Genomic DNA, 20,148 nt, shown 5'->3' on the forward strand with positions numbered 1-20,148 from the left:
ATGCGCAATCTCCTCACTGGGGAAAACCACTCTAACGCTCATTCCCGGCAACAGCTTTTGCTGTGGTAATGCCGAAAAGGCCAACTGCAACTGATAATAAGCACTGTCACCCCAGCCGGATTTCTTCTCTGGCTGGGACACAATGGTTGCTACCTTCGCACTGAATTGGGTTTGAGGGTAAGCATCCAGTGTAATGGATGCCTGCTGTCCAACCTGAATACGGTCGGCGTCTATTTCGTGCACCCAGGCATCAATATTAAAGCCACTGGTGTCTTGTACTTCCAGTACCTTCATTGCCGCTCTTAGCGTGGTTCCTGCGGTAATTTTTTCATTGTTCCAAGGGTGGTACATGTGACTGACTACACCGCTAATACTGGCTTTGACCTGCAATCGGGTAAGTAAGTAGCGTTGATACTCAATGGTTTCTTCCAGTTTGGTTATTTCAATTTGGGCTTTTTCCAGCGACGTGGTGCGCTCAGATTGCTTTTGTTGCAATGCCTGTTGTGCTTTGAATTGTTCTACCAATGCACGTTCCAGTGCGAGTTTGTACTGGCCCTTGTCGTAGTCACTGATGTCATTGGTTTGAATACTGGCTTCGATGCGTGCTTTATCTACTTCAAGATCTGCAATATTCAGCGCCGCTTCGGCATCTCGCACGGCTTGATCGAGGGTCATTTTTTCGGTCTTTAAAGAAAGCTGCTGGGTGGCCAGGTTATCTTCATTTTGTTCCAGTTGCGTATCGACGCTTCCTGAATCGAATACCGCAATGACATCGCCAGGCGAGACCACACTGCCTTCTTCAATCATCCATTGAAGCTGAATTTGCCAGCGGTCAGTACGCGGTGCAGTGACCGTTTGCACGTTGGATGAAGACAGCTTTCCTGTGAGAATAAGCGGGGGCGAGTCGGCATTGCCTGCATGTGTAACACAAAGCATTGATGCCGCGAATATCAAACGTTTAATCATGGTTTGCTCCGCTCGTTTAAAATGCTGCCGTCCTTCATGGTAACCACCCGCTGAGCATACTCCGCAATATTTTCTTCGTGGGTGACCATTACGATGGTTTGCCCCTGCTGATGCAGTTCAGTAAGCAGATTCATAATGTCTTCAGAAGTTTTACTGTCTAGGTTACCTGTAGGTTCATCGGCCAATACCATCGTAGGGTGGTTGACCAATGCACGGGCTATCGCTACGCGTTGACGTTGCCCGCCTGACATCTCAAAAGGGCGGTGAGTCAGGCGATGCCCCAGTCCCACTTTCGTTAACAGTGCAACGGCCCGTTCGTGGGCTTCTTCGTCACTAATGTCTGAATAGCGGAGAGGGAGTTTAACGTTACCGATAGCGTCTAATTTGGGTAATAAATGAAACGTTTGAAAAATAAAGCCGATGTGACGGTTTCGAATACGCGATAAGGCCTCGTCACTCAGGCTGTCTACACGATCGTCGTTCAATGTGTAGTGTCCGCCGTCCGGCGTATCCAGACAGCCAAGAATATTCATTAACGTGGACTTCCCGGAACCGGAACTGCCCATAAAGGCAACGAACTCGTTTTGCTGGATAGTCAAAGAGACGTCATTGAGCGCAACGATTTGCTCTTCACCATTGGAAAAGCACTTGCGGATATCTTTCAGTGTAATCATGTGTCCCTACGTACGTTATCCGGGCGCACCGGCATCAGACCGGTGGATTGTTATTATCGTGCCAGTACAACATTTTTGTAACATCATGGCACTACCGTTCACCGCAATAAAACTTGTTTCGTCGCAATACGTTATGCTCTTTGTTAGCAAGTATATGCAGATCAGCGACCGATTGTGACGATATAGAAGTTAAGGCGTGGTTAAGCAAGTTTCAAACGGTAAATATGGCAAAGTACTTCAGATATGGAGTTTTTACTTGCTTTGCATATCAATTATTGATAAAAAGTCAACGCTATTTCATCAGGTTGAAATTTTTTGATGTAAATATAACTATACGCCTGTATTTATTGCCTGTATCTGCTTTACTTAATGGACGTTGTGTGGACGGAGTTATCACCCATAGCAACAGGCCTGACGTTTTTTTATTTCCCAAGACCAAGAGCGACACATGATTAAGGACACTATTAACAACATTCACGTGAGTGCAGAAAATATTCTGATCACGCCTGAGGCACTGGCTCAGGAATTACCTGTTTCAGACCGTGCGCTGTCGGTAATTCACGATTCCCGCCAGACAATTGCGGACATTATTCATCGCCGTGACCACCGTATGCTGGTTATTTGCGGCCCGTGTTCTATCCATGATATTGAAGCGGCAAAAGACTATGCGCTGCGTTTAAAAGAACTGCACGAGTGCTACAAGGACACCTTGTACATCGTAATGCGCGTCTATTTTGAAAAACCCCGTACAACGACAGGCTGGAAAGGCCTGATCAACGACCCGCATATTAATGACACCTTCGACATTGAAACGGGTCTTCGCAAGGCACGTGAACTGCTGATTTGGCTGGCCGAGCTGGAACTGCCTGTCGCAACTGAAGCGTTGGACCCTATCAGTCCGCAGTACCTGGCAGAGTTGTTCAGCTGGAGCGCGATTGGTGCACGTACCTCTGAGTCACAAACGCACCGTGAAATGGCCAGTGGTCTCTCGATGCCGGTAGGGTTCAAGAACGGCACTGACGGCAGTCTGGATATTGCTATTAATGCGCTTAAATCAGCGGCGTCTTCGCATCGCTTTATGGGCATCAACAAGCAAGGCCAGGTAAGCATTATTGAGACACAGGGTAACCCTGATGGGCATATCATCTTACGTGGTGGTAAGCAGCCTAACTACGATTCCGTGTGTGTGTCTGAATGCGAAGAGTGGATGAACAATGCCAAATTGACAGCAGGTCTGGTTGTCGATTGTAGTCATGCCAACTCGAATAAAGATTACCGTCGTCAGCCTCTGGTTGCACAAAATGTGGTAAATCAGATTTTGGAAGGCAATCAGTCAATTATCGGCGTTATGCTGGAAAGTCACTTAAAGGCGGGCAATCAGAAATCTGACGGCGTACCGTTTGAATCGTTGGAATACGGCGTATCGATTACCGATGGATGTATTGACTGGGATACTACAGAAAGTCTGCTTGGCCAGATGCGGGATAAGCTGATTACTGTGTTACCATTACGCCAAAATAAGCGAACGGATGTAGCCTGATTATATGTCAAAAGACACAGCGGAACAGTTTGCTCAGCAATTGAGCGATCTACGCCAGGGAATAGACGAGCTGGACAGCCAGCTCGTCGATTTGTTAGCCAAGCGAGCAGCATTAGCCAGCAAAGTCGGCGATATTAAAGCCAAAACCGGCATGCCGATTTACGTGCCCTCGCGCGAAGCGGCATTACTGGCCGATCGTCAGCAGCAAGCTGAAGCGGCAGGCGTGTCTCCTGCGTTGGTTGAAGATCTCCTGCGCCGAATCATGCGCGAGTCTTATCATATCCAGAACAACCGCTATCGCTGCGTTAATCCTGGCGTAAAACGTATTGTGGTTATTGGTGGTGGCGGTGCGTTGGGCAGTGTTTTTGTCGGGTTATTTACACGCAGCGGTTACAACGTCGACATATTGGAAAAAGACGACTGGTCTCAGGCTGAGAGTCTGTTTGCTCAGGCCAGTCTGGTATTGGTGTCTGTGCCTATCAATCTGACGGTTGACGTGATTGCCAGTCTCAAAGCACTGCCTGAGAATTGTATTCTGGCCGATATTACCAGTATCAAAGACAAGCCACTGGATGCCATGATGGCCGCACATAGCGGGCCGGTTGTAGGGTTACACCCTATGTTTGGACCGGATGCGCCAGGCATGATAAAGCAAGTGGTTGTGGTGTGTCATGGGCGCGGTGAAGCAACCTATGACTGGCTGCTTGAGCAAATGAAAACCTGGGGTGCCAACTTAATTGAAACGACAGCCCAGGATCATGACAAGGCGATGGCATTTATTCAGGTCATGCGCCACTTCAACACGTTTGTGTACGGCGCACACCTGGCGGGCGAAAATCCGGATTTGGTGCAGCTCACGCAGCTTAGTTCTCCTATTTACCGCCTGGAACTGGCCATGGTAGGGCGCTTGTTTGCCCAATCTCCCAATTTGTACGCCGATATTATTTTCAATAATCCGGACAACTTCGCGCTGTTGCGGCGTTTTCATCAACGCTTTGGCGAAGCGCTAAGCTTGTTAGAGCAAGGTGATAAAACCGCGTTTATCGAGCAGTTTAATGAGATTGGTGAATGGTTTGGCGATTATGCTAAAACCTGTCTCGTGGACAGTAAGCAATTGCTGTTGAAAGCTGATGATAACCAGATGTTGAGGTCTGTACAGCCACAGCCCGAAGATTAAACTTGTTTTATAAATACAAAAATGGCCACAAAAGTGGCCATTTTTTATTGAATATTAAGAGGTCAGGGCTTTGCCTGCCGCCACCTTGGTGGGGCTGATTTCTTCACTAGGGTAACATCCCAACACTTTTACGTAGCGGGTGATTTTCTTCAGTTCATCCACTGCTTTCTGCATTGGACCATCCTGCGTATTCCCCTCGACATCAATATAGAACATCTCTTCCCACGGATTGCCGTGGATAGGGCGGGACTCCAGTTTGGTCATATTAATGTTGTTTTGCTTGAGGATAAGCAGGGCTTCAACTAGGGCACCAGGCTTTTGCACAGTCGACATGACGAAGGTGGTTTTGGCTGGTACCTGCAGCGGCACGACGACAGGTTGTTTCGCTACTACAATAAAACGGCTATGGTTTTCTTTCTGATTAGCCAGGTTGGATTTGATTGCCATGAGGCCATACAGGTTACCGCCCGCTTCGCTGCCAATCGCGGCGACATCGTCTCTGTTTAACTCACTGACTGTAAGCATGGCCGATGAGGTACTGTCCATGGTTTTTACTTCAACGTTGCCTAATTCCGCCAGGAAGTGACTGCACTGGGTAAATACCTGAGGATGCGCGTACAGCGTCTTAATGTTGGAGAGTGTTGTATCTTTAGCAACCAACAGACTGTGCTTGATAGCGTGAGTTAACTCGCCAATGATGCTGAGTTCAGTGTGCTGAAGTTGGTCGTAAACTTCGTTAATGCTACCAGAGGTTGTGTTCTCGATAGGGAGAACCGCATAGTCGGCTTCGTTGTTTTCAACTTTACCCACCACTTCTTTAAAGCTCTGACAGCCAATTTCCAGTAAGTCACCCGGGCGACGAGAAAAGTACTTTTGTGTGGCCAGGTAGCTGTAAGAACCACGGTCTCCCAGAAACGCGACACGGTTCAACGGTAACGCACTGCCAGGATTCGCTCGTTCCGCCAGCATCGCTTGTTGATTTAACACCGAGTCTTCAATAATGACGTGGAATATCTGAGTGACATAGTGTGGGTCAAGACCATGCTGTTGGCCTTCTTTGATCAAGCGGATCAATAGCTGCTCTTCCCGAGCCTGATCGCGTACCGGAATGTGATGCTTGATTTTGGTTTCGGCAACCTGGTTGGTTAAGCCGCGGCGTTCTGCCAACAGACCGAGTAATTCAGTATCGAGTGAGGTAATTCGCTCACGGATGTTATCTAATTCAGGCGCAGACATAGCTTCTCTCTTACACTTCAGGCAAAAAAAAACCTCCCTTGAGGGGAGGTTTATGTCACGCACAGCGTACCCCCCTCAGATGAAGGTGATAAACATAAAGAAAAACGCTGTGTGTGTAGTATTTCGTAATTTCATACCGTGCACTTTATTGCGGTGGCTGATATCTGTCAACCCGTTTTTACAGAATAGCCTTCGTTTTTTGCCGTTGCGTATTGACAAAATTCAACGGTTGCAAATAAAAATTAGTCGCCCAGTAATGCGGCCAGCATGGCGCGTACTTCATTTGGTTCAAATGGCTTGTCGCACAGGGCATTTACCCCTGTTTGTTGTATGTTAGCCATATGCATACTGTCTGCGGCCTCTGACGTCACCATAATAATAGGGATGTGGGCGGTTTCCGGGTTGAAGCGAATGAACTCAGACAATTCACGCCCGTCCATTTCAGGCATGTTGTAGTCGGTTACCACTAAATCAAAAGCCTCGTCTTTGATAAACGTCAGCGCCATGGCGCCGTTCTCGGCTTCCTTAATTTTCTGCAGGCCCATACCCTCTAAAACGCGGCGAATATGGTTACGCGCTAAGCGGCTATCGTCGACCAGCAACACGCGGACTTCATGAATATCAAATAGCTCAAGTTCGAGTTCGTCTGTATTCAATAAATCCAGGCTAGCGTTCAGTGCGCGTTGCAAATGAATAGGTTCGAATGGCTTGGGTAGAATTGCTGCAACGCCAGCTTGCTTAAACTCTTCAAGCTTACTGGTTCGGTTCTCACTGGACACAAGCATAAAGGGGATGGTTCTCAGTGATTCATGCTCTTTTACGTATTTGAGCAGTTCGATTGCCGCACCATCTTCAAAATACATCGCGCTGATAATCAGGTCAGCACCATGCTGATCGATGAGCTGCTTGGCTTCGGTAATATTGGCAGCGCTATCAATTTGTTTCACATTTTCTTTGGTCAGAAAGGTCGAAATAATTTTCCGTTGCGTATCTGACGGTTCCACCAACACAATATTGAGGTCGGAGATTGATAACTTTTCCATTTGTATTCTCTTTTTATCGTTACGCCAGGCGATGTTCTGCAAGGGCTTTTAACACGCAGAAACATCCAATCTGACTACTGCTTACCTACATCATAGCAAACCGCGCATCGCGACAAATATAATTTGGCGTTAATATAGACTAAAGATAAAGGCGAAAAGGCTTAGCCGCCAGCAATTTTTGATGTGATACCTTGTTGTTTTAGTATTTGTTGGATTTTGTCGCGTGCGTCTGTTTGAACTTCAATCGTCCCTTCTTTTACTGCGCCGCCGCAGCCGCATTTCTTCTTCAGAACACTACACAGCTCTTTGAGTTCAGACGGTTCTTTATCTAGGCCGGTAATAATAGACACACCTTTGCCTTTTCGACCTTTGGTTTCACGGTGGATTCGGGCAATACCGTCTTTATTTACTGAACGACTGGCTTGGGGTTTGTTGTCATTGTTGATTTTTCCGCCGTCGGTACTGTACACGAGTCTGTTGTCTTGCATATTAATCTGTCACTCTTTGAAAATTGACTACACTTATCAGGTATTCAATGATTAAGGTGCACGGAAGTGCGAATTTACGCATAGTAGCAAACGCGGAATGCGAGTGGGAGCGCTAATGGCAATTAAAACTGAACAGGTACAAGGCGAACGCTGGGTAATTTACATTGGTGAAAAGTTTGATTTCTCGCTGGTCACAGACTTCAGACAAGCGTACAGCGAGTTGCCAGCATCAATTAAACACATTGAAGTGGACTTGAGCAATACGCAGTACATGGACAGTTCGGCACTGGGCATGTTACTGAATATGCAAAAGTTACTGGCAGACAAAAATCTGACTTACAGTATCACGCACTGCCGCGCAGCCGTGGCAAGGATTTTAGAAATTTCTCGCTTCAACAAAAAATTCACTATTTCCTGACAGCGCAACATGTTTCGCATTTTAATTGTTGACGATGAAGTTATTAACCGGGCGATGCTCGTCCAAATGTTAAATGACACAGGCTATGTGCATTGTGTTGAAGCTGAAGATGGTGAGAAGGCACTTGCTCTGGCGGAACAATATCCACCGGACCTTGTGTTACTCGATGTTGTTATGCCGGGCATGAGCGGCCTGGACGTCGCGCCTAAGCTAAAGGCTTTGTCTCCCGATTGTTATTTACCAATTTTGTTCATTACTGCCCTTGATGATCAGGAAAGCCTGGTAGCGTGTCTGGCTGCAGGCGGCGATGATTTTGTATCGAAGCCTTTCGATCGACTGATCCTGACGGCCAAAATTAAAGCCCACGAGCGTTCGCGACGAATGGGACTGGAGCTGGCAGAAAAAAACCACTCTCTCAGGCTAGTGCAACAGGACGTCGAGAGAAACCATAGGATTGTGGAGCACATCTTTGCCAATGCACTGGACTCCAGTGACACCCTCAATGACTATTTTAATTATTACATTCAACCGGAAACACAGTTTAACGGCGATGTCTTATTATGTGAGAAAAGCCCTTCCGGTGGAGTGTATCTGTTTGTCGGAGATTTTACCGGGCACGGTCTTGCGTCTGCTATAGGCGCAATTCCGGTTTCTCAGGCTTTTGTCAGAATGACGGAAAAGGGATTGTCGGTGTCTGAAATTGCTATCAGGCTGAACCGCATTCTCTTGTCGTTTCTACCCGCGGATATGTTTTGTGTTGCAGCCATTATCGAAATCGATTCATCGGGTACCCGGTTTAGCATATGGAATGGCGGGCTACCGCGCATTGTTTTGCGCGATGCAATGGGCAAAATACAACACCGTTTAGACTCCCGACACATGCCGTTAGGTGTTCTCAGTGAAAAAGAATTTGAGCATGACGTCGATATTGTTGAAGCCAATGAAGACGACATGCTGTTGGTGTATACCGACGGATTGATGGAGACACTGCACCCGGAACAGGGCCTGTTGGGGGAAGAGGGCGTAGAGCAATGGTTTTCAGAGGGCGGAATAAACTCTGCAAGGCAGTTTGTAGAGCTTGCAAAGGCATATCGCATGGGACAGCCAGCGAAGGATGATATGACCATTGTATTATTTCGCTGTGAACCCTTTATGTTTGATAATCATGTTGCGCGCACGCATACCGCGTTGCTGCCATTTGAATTGAAATTTACGCTCGGCAAAGCGCACCTGCAATCACAGAATGTGGTAGATACGTTTATTCAAAGGCTCGGACACGTTGAAGGATTGGAGTCTGCCCGATCAGAACTTTACACGGTGGTAACTGAACTAGTGAATAACGCCATCGATCACGGCGTGCTGCAGTTAAATTCGTCATTGAAGAAAGATCCGAATGCATTTGAAACCTACTATGCAGAGCGCAGTGCCAGAATAGAAGCGCTGGAACAGGGTGAAGTGTCTGTCTCAATGCATTGTGATCCCGATCTGCGCCTACTGACTATCAAAGTATCGGATTCTGGCGCCGGTTATGATGTATCACAAATAGCACCAAGCGATGATGAAGATACGTTTGGCAGAGGTCTTCAGCTAGTTCAGGCAATCTGCGAGTCGGTTCAAGTGACGGACAGTGGTCGTTGTACTGTGGCGACAATGGCGTTTTGATGACGGTAAATTAACAGTAGGGTTTGAAACTAACGCCTAAGTATAAAAGTCTATACAGTATCTGGTGACTTTTTCGCTACGAAAAAAGCACGGATTTCAATTTCTTGTCTACACTTTACACGCGCTAAGTGCGCACATACCCGGAGTTTTACATGTTGAGAACAATTCTCGCGATGTTCCAGGGAGAGGCGTCAGAGCCTTTGCATCCGCATCACGTTGAAATAGCAGCGGCAGCGTTGTTATACGAAGTTATTAAAGCCGATGATGATATCGATCAACGAGAGCTAGAGGCATTAAGCGATATGCTACAGAATACGTTTTCGTTGACCGCTAAAGAAACAGAAATGGTCTTAGCGAGTGGCAGTGCGCGTTCTGAAGACGCTGTCGATTTGGTTCAGTTTACCCAGGTGCTAAACCAAAGTTTGGATGCCAGTGCCAAACACAAGGTGATTCAGGGACTTTGGCACGTAGCTTACGCCGACAAAACACTCGCGCCGTTGGAGGAACACGTTATTCGTAAAATCGCAGATTTACTCTATATACCTCACAGCCAGTACATACAGGCTAAGCTAGCCGCGCAGTCTGTGGGATAGTAAGGACAGGTTGGTTAGGGCACATGTTTAGCAGTATTCGCACGGCGATGGTTGTGATCCTCAGCGTAGTGGTGATGTCTTCATCTGCCAGTGTGTTGTGGTTGACTGTGTCTGAACATGAGCAATTGTTCTTAGAGTCCCAGCAAAACAATCTGTTTGCACTTACCCGCAACATGGCTAACGACCTAGTGCCTTTCATGGAGCAAAGCCCGCGGGATACATTTTCTCTGAACGTAGTTTTGCTGCGGTTAGAGCCATACCGGAATGTGATCAACGCGACTATTTTTGACAATGACCACCAACTGGTAGAGTTTTATGTCGGTCTGCAAGGTCGGCGAGTCGACGAGGCTATGCTGCCTGCATCCTATAAACCATCAGATATGACGATGGGGATAAGTATTTCTGACGGTAAGCTTTACAGCCTGGAGCGAATAGGTGAGCAGGCATTCCCGGTGGGCTATTTATTGATCGTGGTGGACTTGAATAAAAGTCTGTCTGAGAGCCGACGGTCTTTGGTTTTCAGGACTATGCCCTGGGCCCTTTTGTTATTGTCGTCTACTATTCTGTTATCGTTCGCCTTACTCAGACAAGCTTTCAGACCGCTTGATGCGGTAACTCGTTTTACGCAATCGGTAACAGAGCACAAAGACTACACTTCCCGGCATACGGTGAGAGGAACTGCCGAAATTCGCCGGTTGGGCCAGCATATCAACCGATTAATGGAAACCATTGAGGAAGAGCTGAATATTAATCAGCAGCAGACTAAAACCTTAATGGAACAGCAGGTCACCATGACCCGGTTAGCCAATTTTGACAGCTTAACAGGGTTACCGAACCGTCAGTTTGTTATGGATACTATTAAAATTGAATTGGCCCGGGCCAGACGTGCCAATGACGATTTGATTCTGATGTTTTTCGATTTGGATGGATTTAAAGGCATTAATGACTCCCTGGGCCATGAAACTGGCGATCTGATTTTGATTGAAGTGGCTGAGCGGGTTAAAACCATTCTCCGCGATGGCGACATTCTGGCAAGACTGGGTGGCGACGAGTTTCTGATTATTCCTGACCGGGATGCGACTGAATTAAATATGATCACGGTCTCCGAACGGGTGTTGTCTGCGTTTACTGAGCCTTTCAAACTTAACGGGCTATCGCTAAAACTAGGTGTAAGTATTGGTGTGGCAAAAGCGAAAGAGGCGGGCTATGAACTCAGTCAGCTGGTGAGCAATGCTGACCTGGCAATGTACCGTTCTAAAGCCAGAGGACGAGGGGTGTACACCATTTTCAGTCCGGAAATGTCAGAGTCACACAAACGCAAAATCATGATTGCAAACAGCATCGACACGGCAATCGAAGAAAATCAGTTCTGCTTGTACTACCAGCCCAAAGTCGATGGTAATGGGATTCAGGTAGGATTCGAGGCCTTGATACGTTGGCATCACCCTGAAATGGGCAATATCATGCCCGGCGAGTTTATTCTGGTTGCAGAGCAGTCCGGTAAAATTACCGCGATTACGCAGTGGGTTATTCGTCGGGCTTGTGAAGAGCTCCATCAAATCACAGATCGGTTCTCGAGCCGGGTGAGAGTGGCTATTAACTTGTCTGTTCACGATCTGCGTCATAGCGATTTGTTTGATTGGATTTACTCTGCATTCCAGGAATACAACGTAAACCCCAGAAACATTGAGTTTGAAGTTACCGAGTCGGCTTATCTGGACAACTTTGACTCCAGCGAAAAACTGTTTAAGCGTCTGCATAATCTGGGGTGTAAGATAGCACTTGACGATTTTGGGACGGGTTATTCATCGCTGAGTTACCTCACACAAATTACCATCGATACACTGAAAATTGATCGCCAATTTGTCACCCAAATTGAAACCTCTGAACGATGTCGTCTGGTGACTGTATCTATTATCGACCTGGCTAAGCGTCTTAGCCTGAAAATTTGTGCGGAAGGTGTCGAGACCGAAAGTCAGTGGGATTATCTGCGAGCGCAGGGCTGCGATACGGTGCAGGGATATTTATTCAGCAAACCCGTGCCATTACATGAACTAAAAGACAATCATCAGGATATTCCTCACGACTTCACTAATTATCGCATTGATATTTAATGTCAGCAGGCCTGAGCTATATCGTGCTTTAACAGTAAATCGGCCTGTTACAGAGAAATATTCTGATTTCAAATGATTGTTAACATAGAAGTATAGTCTTTGGAATAAGTGACAACAGACACGTTCGTGTCTGTTGTATTTTGCGCTAACAGAATCCGGCTATTACGGAATAGGCTTGGATTCAAATATCACCTTCACGCTGTCGGGTAACGGTGTACCCGCGGGAACGTAAGCCACGGTATTCGCCGTTGATTCGACCATAAGAATCGCTTCCTGAGGATTGACGGCTTCCACCGGGCGTTGTTTACGGCCACTAAAGCGCATCTGCGCCCAGTAGGCTTGAATGCGTGACTCTGTCAAACCGACCACCCTGACATTAAAGATAGAGCGCGCCAGTTCGCCTGGAGACAGGGCGATAGGGGTGATATCGCCAAGACCAATATTTCCCATGTATAAATTGCGAAGCATCGTTTTATTGACTTCGTCCAAAGGCGTATCGACCTTAGTAATGACCACGATATGTTCTTCCTGCTGGGCAACAACCCACCCAGGTAACAAAATTAAAATGACAGTGAGGTATCGAAGTAATCGCATCAGAATACCCACTCTAAAGAAAACTGATACAAGGTTGCAGCGGGTCTGTTACTGTTGTCCGGGTTATCAAAAAAGCTGCGCTGACCTTGTTTTCCCCGAAGTCGGATGATGTCGGCTTTAAAAGCAAAGTGCGCAGACAAATCATACCTTGCCCCTATGCCGATACTGTCCAGCGAGTCTTTCGCAAGAGATGCATACACCTGGTTGTAGGCAAACGCTAGCTGGTCTACTTGTGGCGCTAAACCCAAAGGGATTTCGTTCACCCTGGGCGGATAAGAGGCGTGTGAAGTCGCAAGCGTTGTATGAATGGTAAAAGGCGGTAAGTATAAGCCGGCAGAGACATAGGCACTGGATGAGGTCGGGAAGACAATGGGTTCCCCGATTAGCTTGATGACTTCGGCTTCAACAAAATAGTCGATGTCGTGATAGGCGATCCCGGCGAACAGTACCTCGACATTGCCGTTGGTCGACAACGAATCCGCCGAAGCCTGATAGCCAGCTTGTTGCAGGATGTCCGCTAATCCATTTAAATCTTCGAGCACTAAGTCAATGTCGCCGGAGTGAAAACCCAGTTGAGCGCTTAGGTTTTGCCATCTTACGTTACCGATTAATCCATGAAAGTTTTTAATGTCAGGTTGGATCGTGAGGTTTGCAATATTGTACTCGTCGTTAAATTCGCCCCAGTAACCCTCAAGAGAAGCCTGAACATCTTGTGTGCCGAAACGGTATTTTACATTCAGCCCGTCATAGGTTGGAAACAGCACGCCGTTGTACAACTGTTGGGGGGGCGTCACCCAATGGTATGCAAAACCAACATTTAACACATCCGAGTACCGAAAAAACGGTGTGCGTTGTTTTCCTAGTCGGATTTGCCATTGATCGTCGACTTCGTAGGTAAGGTACAGCCACTCTACGCCGGACTCCCGATTCTTGTTGCTATGAGCCAGAAGCTGTGTTGTGAGACTTAACTTTGGCATCACCTGCCAATCAACCTGAATAGCCGCCAGGCTTTGACTGTCAAAACTGAGTTCGTCTTCGTAGCCCTGATAAGCCAGGTCTGGGTCGTCGAGATAGCCTCCGACAACTTTACCAAACCCGGAAATTTCTATGGGAAGCTCATTGGCCTGAGAGGCCGAGAAAAGAAACACACTGCCAAGCAGCAAGTGTAATAACCGGTATTTCAACAACATAATCGTACTTTATTTATATTTGCTCACTAAAAAATAAGACACAGATGCTATTTGCACAAGTCACGCCTGTAAAAATACTCGAACTATGTTGCTTATTTGCAACATCTCGGAAGAATGTACTGGTTGAATTGTAGTCTAAATTTCGCTTTGATAATCTCAAGTTGTTGAAATTAATTGATTTTTAAATTCTGGTACGCAGTCTGCACTGTCACAGTAACTACACAAAACGAGTGACAGGGTGATAACCATGCGTAAATTAATGATTCTGTGTTTAGCGGCAGCAAGTTTTTCGTCTATGGCGACAACATCTGGCGTAGAATTTATGGAGCAAATGGATTCGGATGATGACGGATATATCACACTGCGTGAAGCGGTAAAAAATACTGACCTACTGCGCGAATTTGGCCACATCGATATTGATGAAGATGGCAAAATTTCTGAAGCGGAGCTGATAGCCTCTGATTATGGCCGCGAAGTATTGTCGTTGCCTATTTAAGCGCGGCGCTGACCGTTTTAATTGACTGAATAGGCGTGAATACATTGTCGAAGTCTCAACGCTATGCGATGCTTGCCACATCTTTGATTGAGAGCGGATCACTTTTGCGATTAGGATCGTTACGACAATTAATTCTGGGCAGTTTTCTGGTAGCACTGGTGCCGCTGGCAGCGTTGCTTTGGCAGAGTCAGACAGACCTTGCCAGGGTCAGCCAGTTAACGGTGAAAGAAACACAGCACATTGCGTCTCTTGTCTCTAAAGTGCAACAACTGGAAAGTGCAAGCGTGGTGCTTGAACGTGCATTAAGACAATATCAGGTGCTGAAAAATGACGTTGCTGCGGGTTTAGTGGAGAACGCAATAGGGCGCTTTTCAGAGCAACACGGTGCAATATGCGACGTGGAAAAGCGCGTGAATGGTTGTGTTCAGCTTCGACAAACCGTAACCACGCTTCGCGGCTTTCGGGCTTTTGACAATCCGGATATGCTCGCCAATCAGCTTACGCTGATGCGACAACAACTGGCCGACATTGACGTGAGTGTGGATGATGCCATTGCCGAAAGGCTGGTGGTTCAGCAGCAAGATGTCTCGGCTATGCAGGTTAGACAAACCTGGTTGAGCGCACTTTTAGTGTCTGTCTCACTTGCTCTTATTTTACTGGGTAGCCAGTTGATCATTAATCCGGTACGAAAGCTGAAACTGATTATCAGAATGCTGGCCCGACAACAGGGGCATTTACCGCCGCTGTCGACTAAAGCACCCCGGGAATTAGCAGGAGTTGAACAAGATTTGCACTGGTTGGGCGAGCGTTTGGCACAATTAGAGCACATTCGCACGGCGTTACTTCGTCACGCCGCGCATGAATTAAAAACGCCACTAGCCAGTATGAAAGAAGGATGTGCATTATTGTCAGACGGGTCAGTTGGTGAATTGAGTGGCCCTCAGCAGGAGGTGATGAGTCTGATTAACGCCAGTACGACGCGCCTTAATACCCTGATTGAAAAGCTACTTGATTACAATTTACTGTTACAACAAGCACAGCCTAAGTTTACCCTTGTGGATGTAGACCACATGGTGAAGCAGTGCATTGGCGACTATAAACTTGCGTTACAAAAGCACAAACTAGACATCGATTTGGCATGTAGATCCATAACGGCTGATGAAGAGTTATTGCGCAGAATTCTGGACAATCTGGTATCTAATGCGGTGGCACATGGTGCGTTGGATAAAACCATCCATATCCGGTTGTCGGTCGATGAACACAATGCCTACATTGACGTAGCCAATGACGGCAAGAAAATACCCAAAGAGAAAATCAGTAGCCTGTTTGAACCCTTCATTCGTGGTGAAGGTGCCCGAAACGACAACGTCATCGGAACAGGCTTGGGATTGTCAATTGTTGCAGATTGCGCAAGGATCATGCATGGCGATGCAACGGTAATTGACGTGGACTACGCAGATGTGTGCTTTAGAGTCCGTATACCACAACAGGAAGAGAAACATTGATGAAGCGTTACGGCGTATTAGTTGTATTTATTGGGTTGAGTGGGTGTCAGTTGTTGCCCTCGGAACCACCCGTGACAGACGTCTCAGATAATACAGAAGCATTTCAAATGGTGGTTGAAAGCGACTGTGTTTTTGCAGTCGAGCCAAAAGATGAAGCCCGTTGTGAGCTGGATTTTTGGCAGGATTACTGGATACAGGTCGACAAATTGAGCTGGCCGGACCGTCAGGCGTTAATTGAGAGTCTGGCTGACACACCCGACCAGTTATTGCAGAAGATTATTTTGTCCCAGCCGGTCAATACCCCTTATAAAGCCAGGTTGCGAGCGCAACACTGGGTTGAGCAGGTTACGCCTTCGCTGTCTGCCAGTGCGCAAAACTGGTTGAATACGGTGGTGGCAAAACCCAGCGGCCACATGCTTGAGCTCGAATCAGCGGTGACAATACTTAGCAACATTAATAATCAGCAGGACAAGACACTGACTAGCCAGGAACAACAGATTCAACAGCTTAAAGCGCAACTTGAAGCGCTGATGAACATTGAATCGAACCTGATGAATCAGGAGGAAACAGAACAATGACCAGTAAAGACAACCCTAAGTCACATATTCTGTTAGTCGATGATGACAGTAGCTTATTGCGACTGATGACAATTCGTCTGCAAAGCGAAGGTTACGACGTGACCGCGGCAGAAGATGGTCAGGAAGCGTTAAAAAAGATTCAAAACGGTGGTTTTGATTTAGTGTTAAGCGATTTGCGCATGCCGGGATTGGATGGACTTAGCCTGTTTGAAGAGATTATGGCTATCCGCTCCGACATTCCGGTTATTTTAATGACCGCGCATGGCACTATCTCTGATGCTATTGAGGCAACGCAACGCGGTGTGTTTGGATTTTTAACCAAACCGGTCGAGCATGAAAAACTGCGTGAGTTACTCAGTCGGGCACTTCAACAGTCCAAAGCAGCAGAGCCGGGTGAATGGTGTAAGGACATTATTACCCGCTCAGCAGACATGCTGCATGTGCTCGATCAGGCCTTTAGGATTGCCAAACGCGAAGTCAGCGTACTGATCACTGGTGCCAGTGGTACTGGTAAAGAACTGCTTGCGAACGCGATTCACCGAGCCAGCGACCGCGCGGGCAACCCTTTTGTTGCTATTAACTGTGGCGCGTTGCCCGAAAACTTGTTGGAGTCAGAGCTGTTCGGCCACGTGAAAGGCGCGTTTACCGGCGCGGTGCAGGCGAACGGCGGTTTATTCAGAGAAGCGCACGGCGGCACTCTGTTTTTGGACGAAATTGGCGACATGCCAATGACATTGCAGGTAAAATTGCTACGTGCTTTGCAAGAGCGTCAAATTCGTCCGGTTGGCAGCAGCAAGTCAGTAGACATTGATGTCCGGGTGATTTCAGCAACGCATAAAGATTTGCACAAAGAAATGGAAGAGGGCAGTTTCCGCGAGGACTTGTTCTATCGCTTGAATGTCGTGAACCTCAAATTGCCTGCGCTGAAAGAGCGCTCTGAAGACATTCCGCTGTTAGCACGTTCTTTGCTGAAACAAAGCGCTGAACGTCACGGTGTTAAGGTGTCTCAGTTTTCTGAGGATGCGTTGCAACTTATGGTGAAAAGTGACTGGCCCGGCAACGTGCGTCAGTTGGTTAACGTGGTAGAGCAGTGTGTAGCGTTAACCCAGACCCCAGTGATCCCGTTGCACCTGGTAGAACAGGCACTGTCTGCTACTCGTCAAAGCTGGCCCACTCTCACAGAGGCCAGAGATGCGTTTGAGCAAAAGTATCTGTTTAAATTACTGAAAATGACGGACGGCAATGTTACCCGGGCTGCTGAGTTGGCAGGCCGAAACCGTACCGATATGCACAAACTCATGAAAAAGCATGATTTGGACGCGGGCGACTTCCGTTAGACTGTTATTTACAATAAATTTACGTAAATTCAAGGTGTTGGCCCTGTGTATATAAAACGGGCCATACTTCGTTATCAGGCTATATACCAGAAACGGTTGGCAAAGCCCGTCTGGCGTGGGATAGTGTCGCGATATGTAATGTAACTCCCGACACTCACATGGATGCACGCCCTTCTATCGCTAAAACCTTAACAAGCTGTTTTTCACTTGTATGTTTGCTGTTCCCTTTGCTTGTGTCTGCACAAGCGGTCAATGAAAGTCAAATCCTCAGTAAACTCAACGACATTATCCGCGATAAAACCACAACTTATGACTTACAAATAAGTAAATTGGATACGCTTATTGCAAATGCCAATGCGCTGCGAGCTGATACTGCTGAAAATGCCGTGTTGGCCTATAAACTGTTGCTTGCTGCAAAACAGAATGAGTTTGAAGGGGTGAAAGCGCACGCTCAGCAGGTCGTGCAAATGGCTACCCGCACCCAGGATTACCGCTCTCAGGGGTTTGCATTGCGTGCTGTGTTGGCTTATCAGGCGGCGGTATCTCCGGGGGATACGCTTGCAACCAAACAGCAATTAATGACGTTATTGTCGCGCCGGCTAAAGGATACTGACAAAGCACTTATCCTGTATGACATTGGTATGTCAGACAGCCGAACTGGCAATGTCATGTCGGCACTGGATTTTTTGGAACAGGCACAGCAAGCATTCTGGCAGCTTTCTAATTTTCTGGTGTGGCGAGAAGTCGTTGAAAAGCAGATTTCGCTGTTGCTGGATATGCAGTGGTACAGCAAAGCATTAGCTAAATCACAACAGCTAGTGTCATTTCTGCAGTCACAATCTGGCAATATGCCGTTTAATCTCACCGATAAAATGCTGTCGATTATGGCGGCGGAAAGTAAATGGGATGACATCGAAGCTGTTGCCATGCGTATGTTAGATGCCGGTGTGGAAGCGAATAATATTCAGGCGCAATTCGCTGCTGGCTTTTGGTTAATGCACATTAGCTTGCAACGTCAGCAAATGGATATGGTTACAAGGTGGCTGACAAAACTGGACGAATGGTTATTAGCATACCCGCAGTTAACTCCGCGTCGTCTGTTTGTGTTAGACAAGGTCACGTACTTTATCGAATCCGGCGAGTTGGACGCAGCAATGCAATTGCAAGCCGGTATCTCTCAGGATCTTTTGGCAGGCGAAGAGGATGCGTACCTCACTATTCGTCAACATTTGCTAAATCAGGTGGCGTTAGCCGTAGCGCAAAACGATATCCGTGGGACTGAACAGGCATATGAAGCGTTGTTGGGCTGGATTGATGAAGAGCGCAATCGGGTGTTGTCGCTGACGATGGAACAAATTTCTGCTGACTTCGCTGCACTTCAGCACAGTTCACAGCGCGAAATTGCCTCGTTAAGTCAGTCATTGGCAATTCAGAAAGAGTCTAAAGCACGGGAAGCCACTTTCAATAATTTGCTGATTGGTATCGTATGTCTACTTACCTTGATTATTGCTGGTTTAGGCTATTTTTATGTGCGCCTGAAAAATAAAAAGCAAAGTTCGCGACGCCGCAGACGCTCGGGGTAGACGGCGTTAAAAAAGCGAGGATTGTGCTGTATCCGTTTGCTCAGGATTAAAGCTGAGCAAAGGCAATGCATGCTCAGTAAACTGGCTGTTGTATAACCGGATAAACTGCTGAGCCAGCCAAGGCGCATCCTGATTGTCCGGACGGTGGAAGAACAAATAGCAGGTTTTGCCCTGCTGCCGCCATTGGTGGCACTTTGTTACCCACGGCTGTAAACAGGCTTCGTTGTCTGCATCATCGTTATTGCCCACAAAACGCATTACAGGCTGATCGGCCGTTGCTATGACATTTACCGGTACTCTGGGTTTCTTGGTGCGAACCTCTGCTGTGAGCTCGCAATCAACCGGGCCGCTGAACAGCGCTCTGGTATCCATAATGACCCGGTTAACATTGTAGCGCATCAAGCAACGATTAAGTGCCTTTTCATCATCACCTTTGGCGAAGAACGTTAAATGTCGAACTTCCACGGCATAGCGAAAAGCCTTGGGTAAGCCAGCCAAAAACGTGTCTAACTCAGCCAAGCCAGCGGGGCCAAAACTGGCCGGTAACTGCAGCATAACCAGGCCAAGCTTTTCTTCAAGGGAACTCAGTAAAGTAAGTTACTGACAGGCCATTGGAATATTCTGGCTTAGCCGTCCCTCGTGACTGATACTGCGATGAAACTTGAACGTAAACCGAAATGCAGCGGGCGTTGATTTGTGCCAGGTAAGTACTGTGTCTGGTGTGGGTAAGTGGTAAAACGTTGTATTGCCTTCCACACTGTTTAATTGCGTTGCATAGCGACCCAGGCTGGTTCCTTTGCTGTGACCGAACCAGGTTGTCGGCCAACGCCCGTGCTGCCATTGAGGCAAGCCTATACAGACTTCCGGCAATATTTGAGGTGTTTGGATATTTGTCATTGGGCTTTGCCATGCATTTGTTTATACTATGCGACCTTTACCGCTAATCGGCAATGA

At 47.3% G+C, this 20,148-nt stretch carries 18 protein-coding genes and 1 pseudogene; 11 read left to right on the forward strand and 8 right to left on the reverse strand.

Translation table 11 applies throughout. From position 1 onward, the window contains the following. Together AC4MRN_RS05630 and AC4MRN_RS05635 are read right to left on the reverse strand one after the other, a co-directional pair. On the reverse strand, positions 1-966 hold a 966-nt coding region (locus AC4MRN_RS05630), incomplete at its 3' end, for an HlyD family secretion protein (protein WP_491202729.1). After that, the gene (locus tag AC4MRN_RS05635) at positions 963-1,640 is read right to left on the reverse strand and encodes an ABC transporter ATP-binding protein (RefSeq protein WP_491202730.1); all 678 of its coding nucleotides are present in this window, start codon (positions 1,638-1,640) and stop codon (positions 963-965) included. The genes AC4MRN_RS05630 and AC4MRN_RS05635, both read right to left, overlap by 4 nt. A 448-nt stretch (positions 1,641-2,088) precedes the next feature. On the opposite strand from AC4MRN_RS05635, the gene AC4MRN_RS05640 reads away from it, so the two are divergent. After that, positions 2,089-3,180, forward strand: a complete 1,092-nt coding sequence (locus AC4MRN_RS05640; RefSeq protein ID WP_073325028.1) for a 3-deoxy-7-phosphoheptulonate synthase — start codon at positions 2,089-2,091, stop codon at positions 3,178-3,180. Positions 3,181-3,184: 4 nt separating this feature from the next. Beyond that, positions 3,185-4,357: a bifunctional chorismate mutase/prephenate dehydrogenase gene (tyrA, locus tag AC4MRN_RS05645; RefSeq protein ID WP_491202731.1), complete on the forward strand. Its 1,173-nt coding sequence runs from the start codon at positions 3,185-3,187 to the stop codon at positions 4,355-4,357. Positions 4,358-4,411: 54 nt separating this feature from the next. On the opposite strand, the gene pheA is transcribed toward tyrA, so the two are convergent. From pheA to AC4MRN_RS05660, 3 genes are all read right to left on the reverse strand, one after another. Then, positions 4,412-5,593, reverse strand: a complete 1,182-nt coding sequence (pheA, locus tag AC4MRN_RS05650; RefSeq protein WP_073325026.1) for a prephenate dehydratase — start codon at positions 5,591-5,593, stop codon at positions 4,412-4,414. Positions 5,594-5,835: 242 nt separating this feature from the next. Beyond that, positions 5,836-6,636, reverse strand: coding sequence for a response regulator (locus tag AC4MRN_RS05655; protein ID WP_491202732.1), 801 nt, complete (start codon positions 6,634-6,636; stop codon positions 5,836-5,838). 161 nt (positions 6,637-6,797) lie between these two features. Beyond that, complete coding sequence (locus AC4MRN_RS05660) at positions 6,798-7,124, reverse strand: translation initiation factor (protein ID WP_255054088.1); 327 nt, start codon at positions 7,122-7,124, stop codon at positions 6,798-6,800. 115 nt (positions 7,125-7,239) lie between these two features. Between AC4MRN_RS05660 and AC4MRN_RS05665 the strand changes: the two genes are divergently transcribed. The 4 genes from AC4MRN_RS05665 to AC4MRN_RS05680 all read left to right on the forward strand — a co-directional run bounded on the left by AC4MRN_RS05665 (position 7,240) and on the right by AC4MRN_RS05680 (position 11,911). Beyond that, on the forward strand, positions 7,240-7,542 hold the full coding sequence (locus AC4MRN_RS05665) for an STAS domain-containing protein (RefSeq protein ID WP_073325023.1): 303 nt from the start codon (positions 7,240-7,242) through the stop codon (positions 7,540-7,542). A 9-nt stretch (positions 7,543-7,551) separates the two neighbouring features. Then, positions 7,552-9,204 carry a SpoIIE family protein phosphatase gene (locus AC4MRN_RS05670; protein WP_491202733.1) on the forward strand — a complete coding sequence of 551 codons (1,653 nt, stop codon included), beginning with the start codon at positions 7,552-7,554 and terminating at the stop codon, positions 9,202-9,204. A gap of 152 nt (positions 9,205-9,356) precedes the next feature. Further along, the gene (locus AC4MRN_RS05675) at positions 9,357-9,797 is read left to right on the forward strand and encodes a tellurite resistance TerB family protein (protein WP_073325021.1); all 441 of its coding nucleotides are present in this window, start codon (positions 9,357-9,359) and stop codon (positions 9,795-9,797) included. A 23-nt stretch (positions 9,798-9,820) separates the two neighbouring features. Next, positions 9,821-11,911, forward strand: coding sequence for a putative bifunctional diguanylate cyclase/phosphodiesterase (locus AC4MRN_RS05680; RefSeq protein ID WP_073325020.1), 2,091 nt, complete (start codon positions 9,821-9,823; stop codon positions 11,909-11,911). A gap of 162 nt (positions 11,912-12,073) precedes the next feature. Here AC4MRN_RS05680 and AC4MRN_RS05685 read toward each other — a convergent pair whose 3' ends face one another. Both AC4MRN_RS05685 and AC4MRN_RS05690 read right to left on the reverse strand, forming a co-directional pair. Beyond that, complete coding sequence (locus AC4MRN_RS05685; protein WP_370245876.1) at positions 12,074-12,505, reverse strand: hypothetical protein; 432 nt, start codon at positions 12,503-12,505, stop codon at positions 12,074-12,076. Further along, a complete protein-coding gene (locus tag AC4MRN_RS05690) occupies positions 12,505-13,695 on the reverse strand; it encodes a hypothetical protein (RefSeq protein ID WP_491202734.1) in 1,191 nt (396 codons plus the stop codon). The genes AC4MRN_RS05685 and AC4MRN_RS05690 overlap by 1 nt, the downstream gene beginning before the upstream one ends. Positions 13,696-13,942: 247 nt before the next feature. Between AC4MRN_RS05690 and AC4MRN_RS05695 the strand changes: the two genes are divergently transcribed. The 5 genes from AC4MRN_RS05695 to AC4MRN_RS05715 all read left to right on the forward strand — a co-directional run bounded on the left by AC4MRN_RS05695 (position 13,943) and on the right by AC4MRN_RS05715 (position 19,194). Further along, positions 13,943-14,191: an EF-hand domain-containing protein gene (locus AC4MRN_RS05695; protein ID WP_073325017.1), complete on the forward strand. Its 249-nt coding sequence runs from the start codon at positions 13,943-13,945 to the stop codon at positions 14,189-14,191. Positions 14,192-14,226: 35 nt separating this feature from the next. Then, positions 14,227-15,696, forward strand: a complete 1,470-nt coding sequence (locus tag AC4MRN_RS05700) for a sensor histidine kinase (RefSeq protein WP_491202735.1) — start codon at positions 14,227-14,229, stop codon at positions 15,694-15,696. Between the two features lie 71 nt (positions 15,697-15,767). After that, on the forward strand, positions 15,768-16,274 hold the full coding sequence (locus AC4MRN_RS05705; RefSeq protein WP_370166353.1) for a hypothetical protein: 507 nt from the start codon (positions 15,768-15,770) through the stop codon (positions 16,272-16,274). Next, a complete protein-coding gene (locus AC4MRN_RS05710) occupies positions 16,271-17,611 on the forward strand; it encodes a sigma 54-interacting transcriptional regulator (protein ID WP_073325015.1) in 1,341 nt (446 codons plus the stop codon). Before AC4MRN_RS05705 ends, AC4MRN_RS05710 begins: the two co-directional genes overlap by 4 nt. A 158-nt stretch (positions 17,612-17,769) precedes the next feature. Beyond that, positions 17,770-19,194 carry a hypothetical protein gene (locus tag AC4MRN_RS05715; RefSeq protein ID WP_491202736.1) on the forward strand — a complete coding sequence of 475 codons (1,425 nt, stop codon included), beginning with the start codon at positions 17,770-17,772 and terminating at the stop codon, positions 19,192-19,194. 6 nt (positions 19,195-19,200) lie between these two features. Here AC4MRN_RS05715 and AC4MRN_RS05720 read toward each other — a convergent pair. Then, positions 19,201-20,091 (reverse strand): annotated as a pseudogene (locus AC4MRN_RS05720) (DUF72 domain-containing protein). Positions 20,092-20,148: the final 57 nt, after the last annotated feature.

The sequence above is a fragment of the Marisediminitalea sp. genome, from assembly GCF_984433645.1.

Coding starts and splice junctions, on each gene's coding strand:
- AC4MRN_RS05635 (WP_491202730.1), bottom strand. CDS start 1,640: ATGATTACACTGAAAGATATCCGCAAGTGCTTTTCCAATGGTGAAGAG.
- AC4MRN_RS05640 (WP_073325028.1), top strand. CDS start 2,089: ATGATTAAGGACACTATTAACAACATTCACGTGAGTGCAGAAAATATT.
- tyrA (WP_491202731.1), top strand. CDS start 3,185: ATGTCAAAAGACACAGCGGAACAGTTTGCTCAGCAATTGAGCGATCTA.
- pheA (WP_073325026.1), bottom strand. CDS start 5,593: ATGTCTGCGCCTGAATTAGATAACATCCGTGAGCGAATTACCTCACTC.
- AC4MRN_RS05655 (WP_491202732.1), bottom strand. CDS start 6,636: ATGGAAAAGTTATCAATCTCCGACCTCAATATTGTGTTGGTGGAACCG.
- AC4MRN_RS05660 (WP_255054088.1), bottom strand. CDS start 7,124: ATGCAAGACAACAGACTCGTGTACAGTACCGACGGCGGAAAAATCAAC.
- AC4MRN_RS05665 (WP_073325023.1), top strand. CDS start 7,240: ATGGCAATTAAAACTGAACAGGTACAAGGCGAACGCTGGGTAATTTAC.
- AC4MRN_RS05670 (WP_491202733.1), top strand. CDS start 7,552: ATGTTTCGCATTTTAATTGTTGACGATGAAGTTATTAACCGGGCGATG.
- AC4MRN_RS05675 (WP_073325021.1), top strand. CDS start 9,357: ATGTTGAGAACAATTCTCGCGATGTTCCAGGGAGAGGCGTCAGAGCCT.
- AC4MRN_RS05680 (WP_073325020.1), top strand. CDS start 9,821: ATGTTTAGCAGTATTCGCACGGCGATGGTTGTGATCCTCAGCGTAGTG.
- AC4MRN_RS05685 (WP_370245876.1), bottom strand. CDS start 12,505: ATGCGATTACTTCGATACCTCACTGTCATTTTAATTTTGTTACCTGGG.
- AC4MRN_RS05690 (WP_491202734.1), bottom strand. CDS start 13,695: ATGTTGTTGAAATACCGGTTATTACACTTGCTGCTTGGCAGTGTGTTT.
- AC4MRN_RS05695 (WP_073325017.1), top strand. CDS start 13,943: ATGCGTAAATTAATGATTCTGTGTTTAGCGGCAGCAAGTTTTTCGTCT.
- AC4MRN_RS05710 (WP_073325015.1), top strand. CDS start 16,271: ATGACCAGTAAAGACAACCCTAAGTCACATATTCTGTTAGTCGATGAT.
- AC4MRN_RS05715 (WP_491202736.1), top strand. CDS start 17,770: ATGGATGCACGCCCTTCTATCGCTAAAACCTTAACAAGCTGTTTTTCA.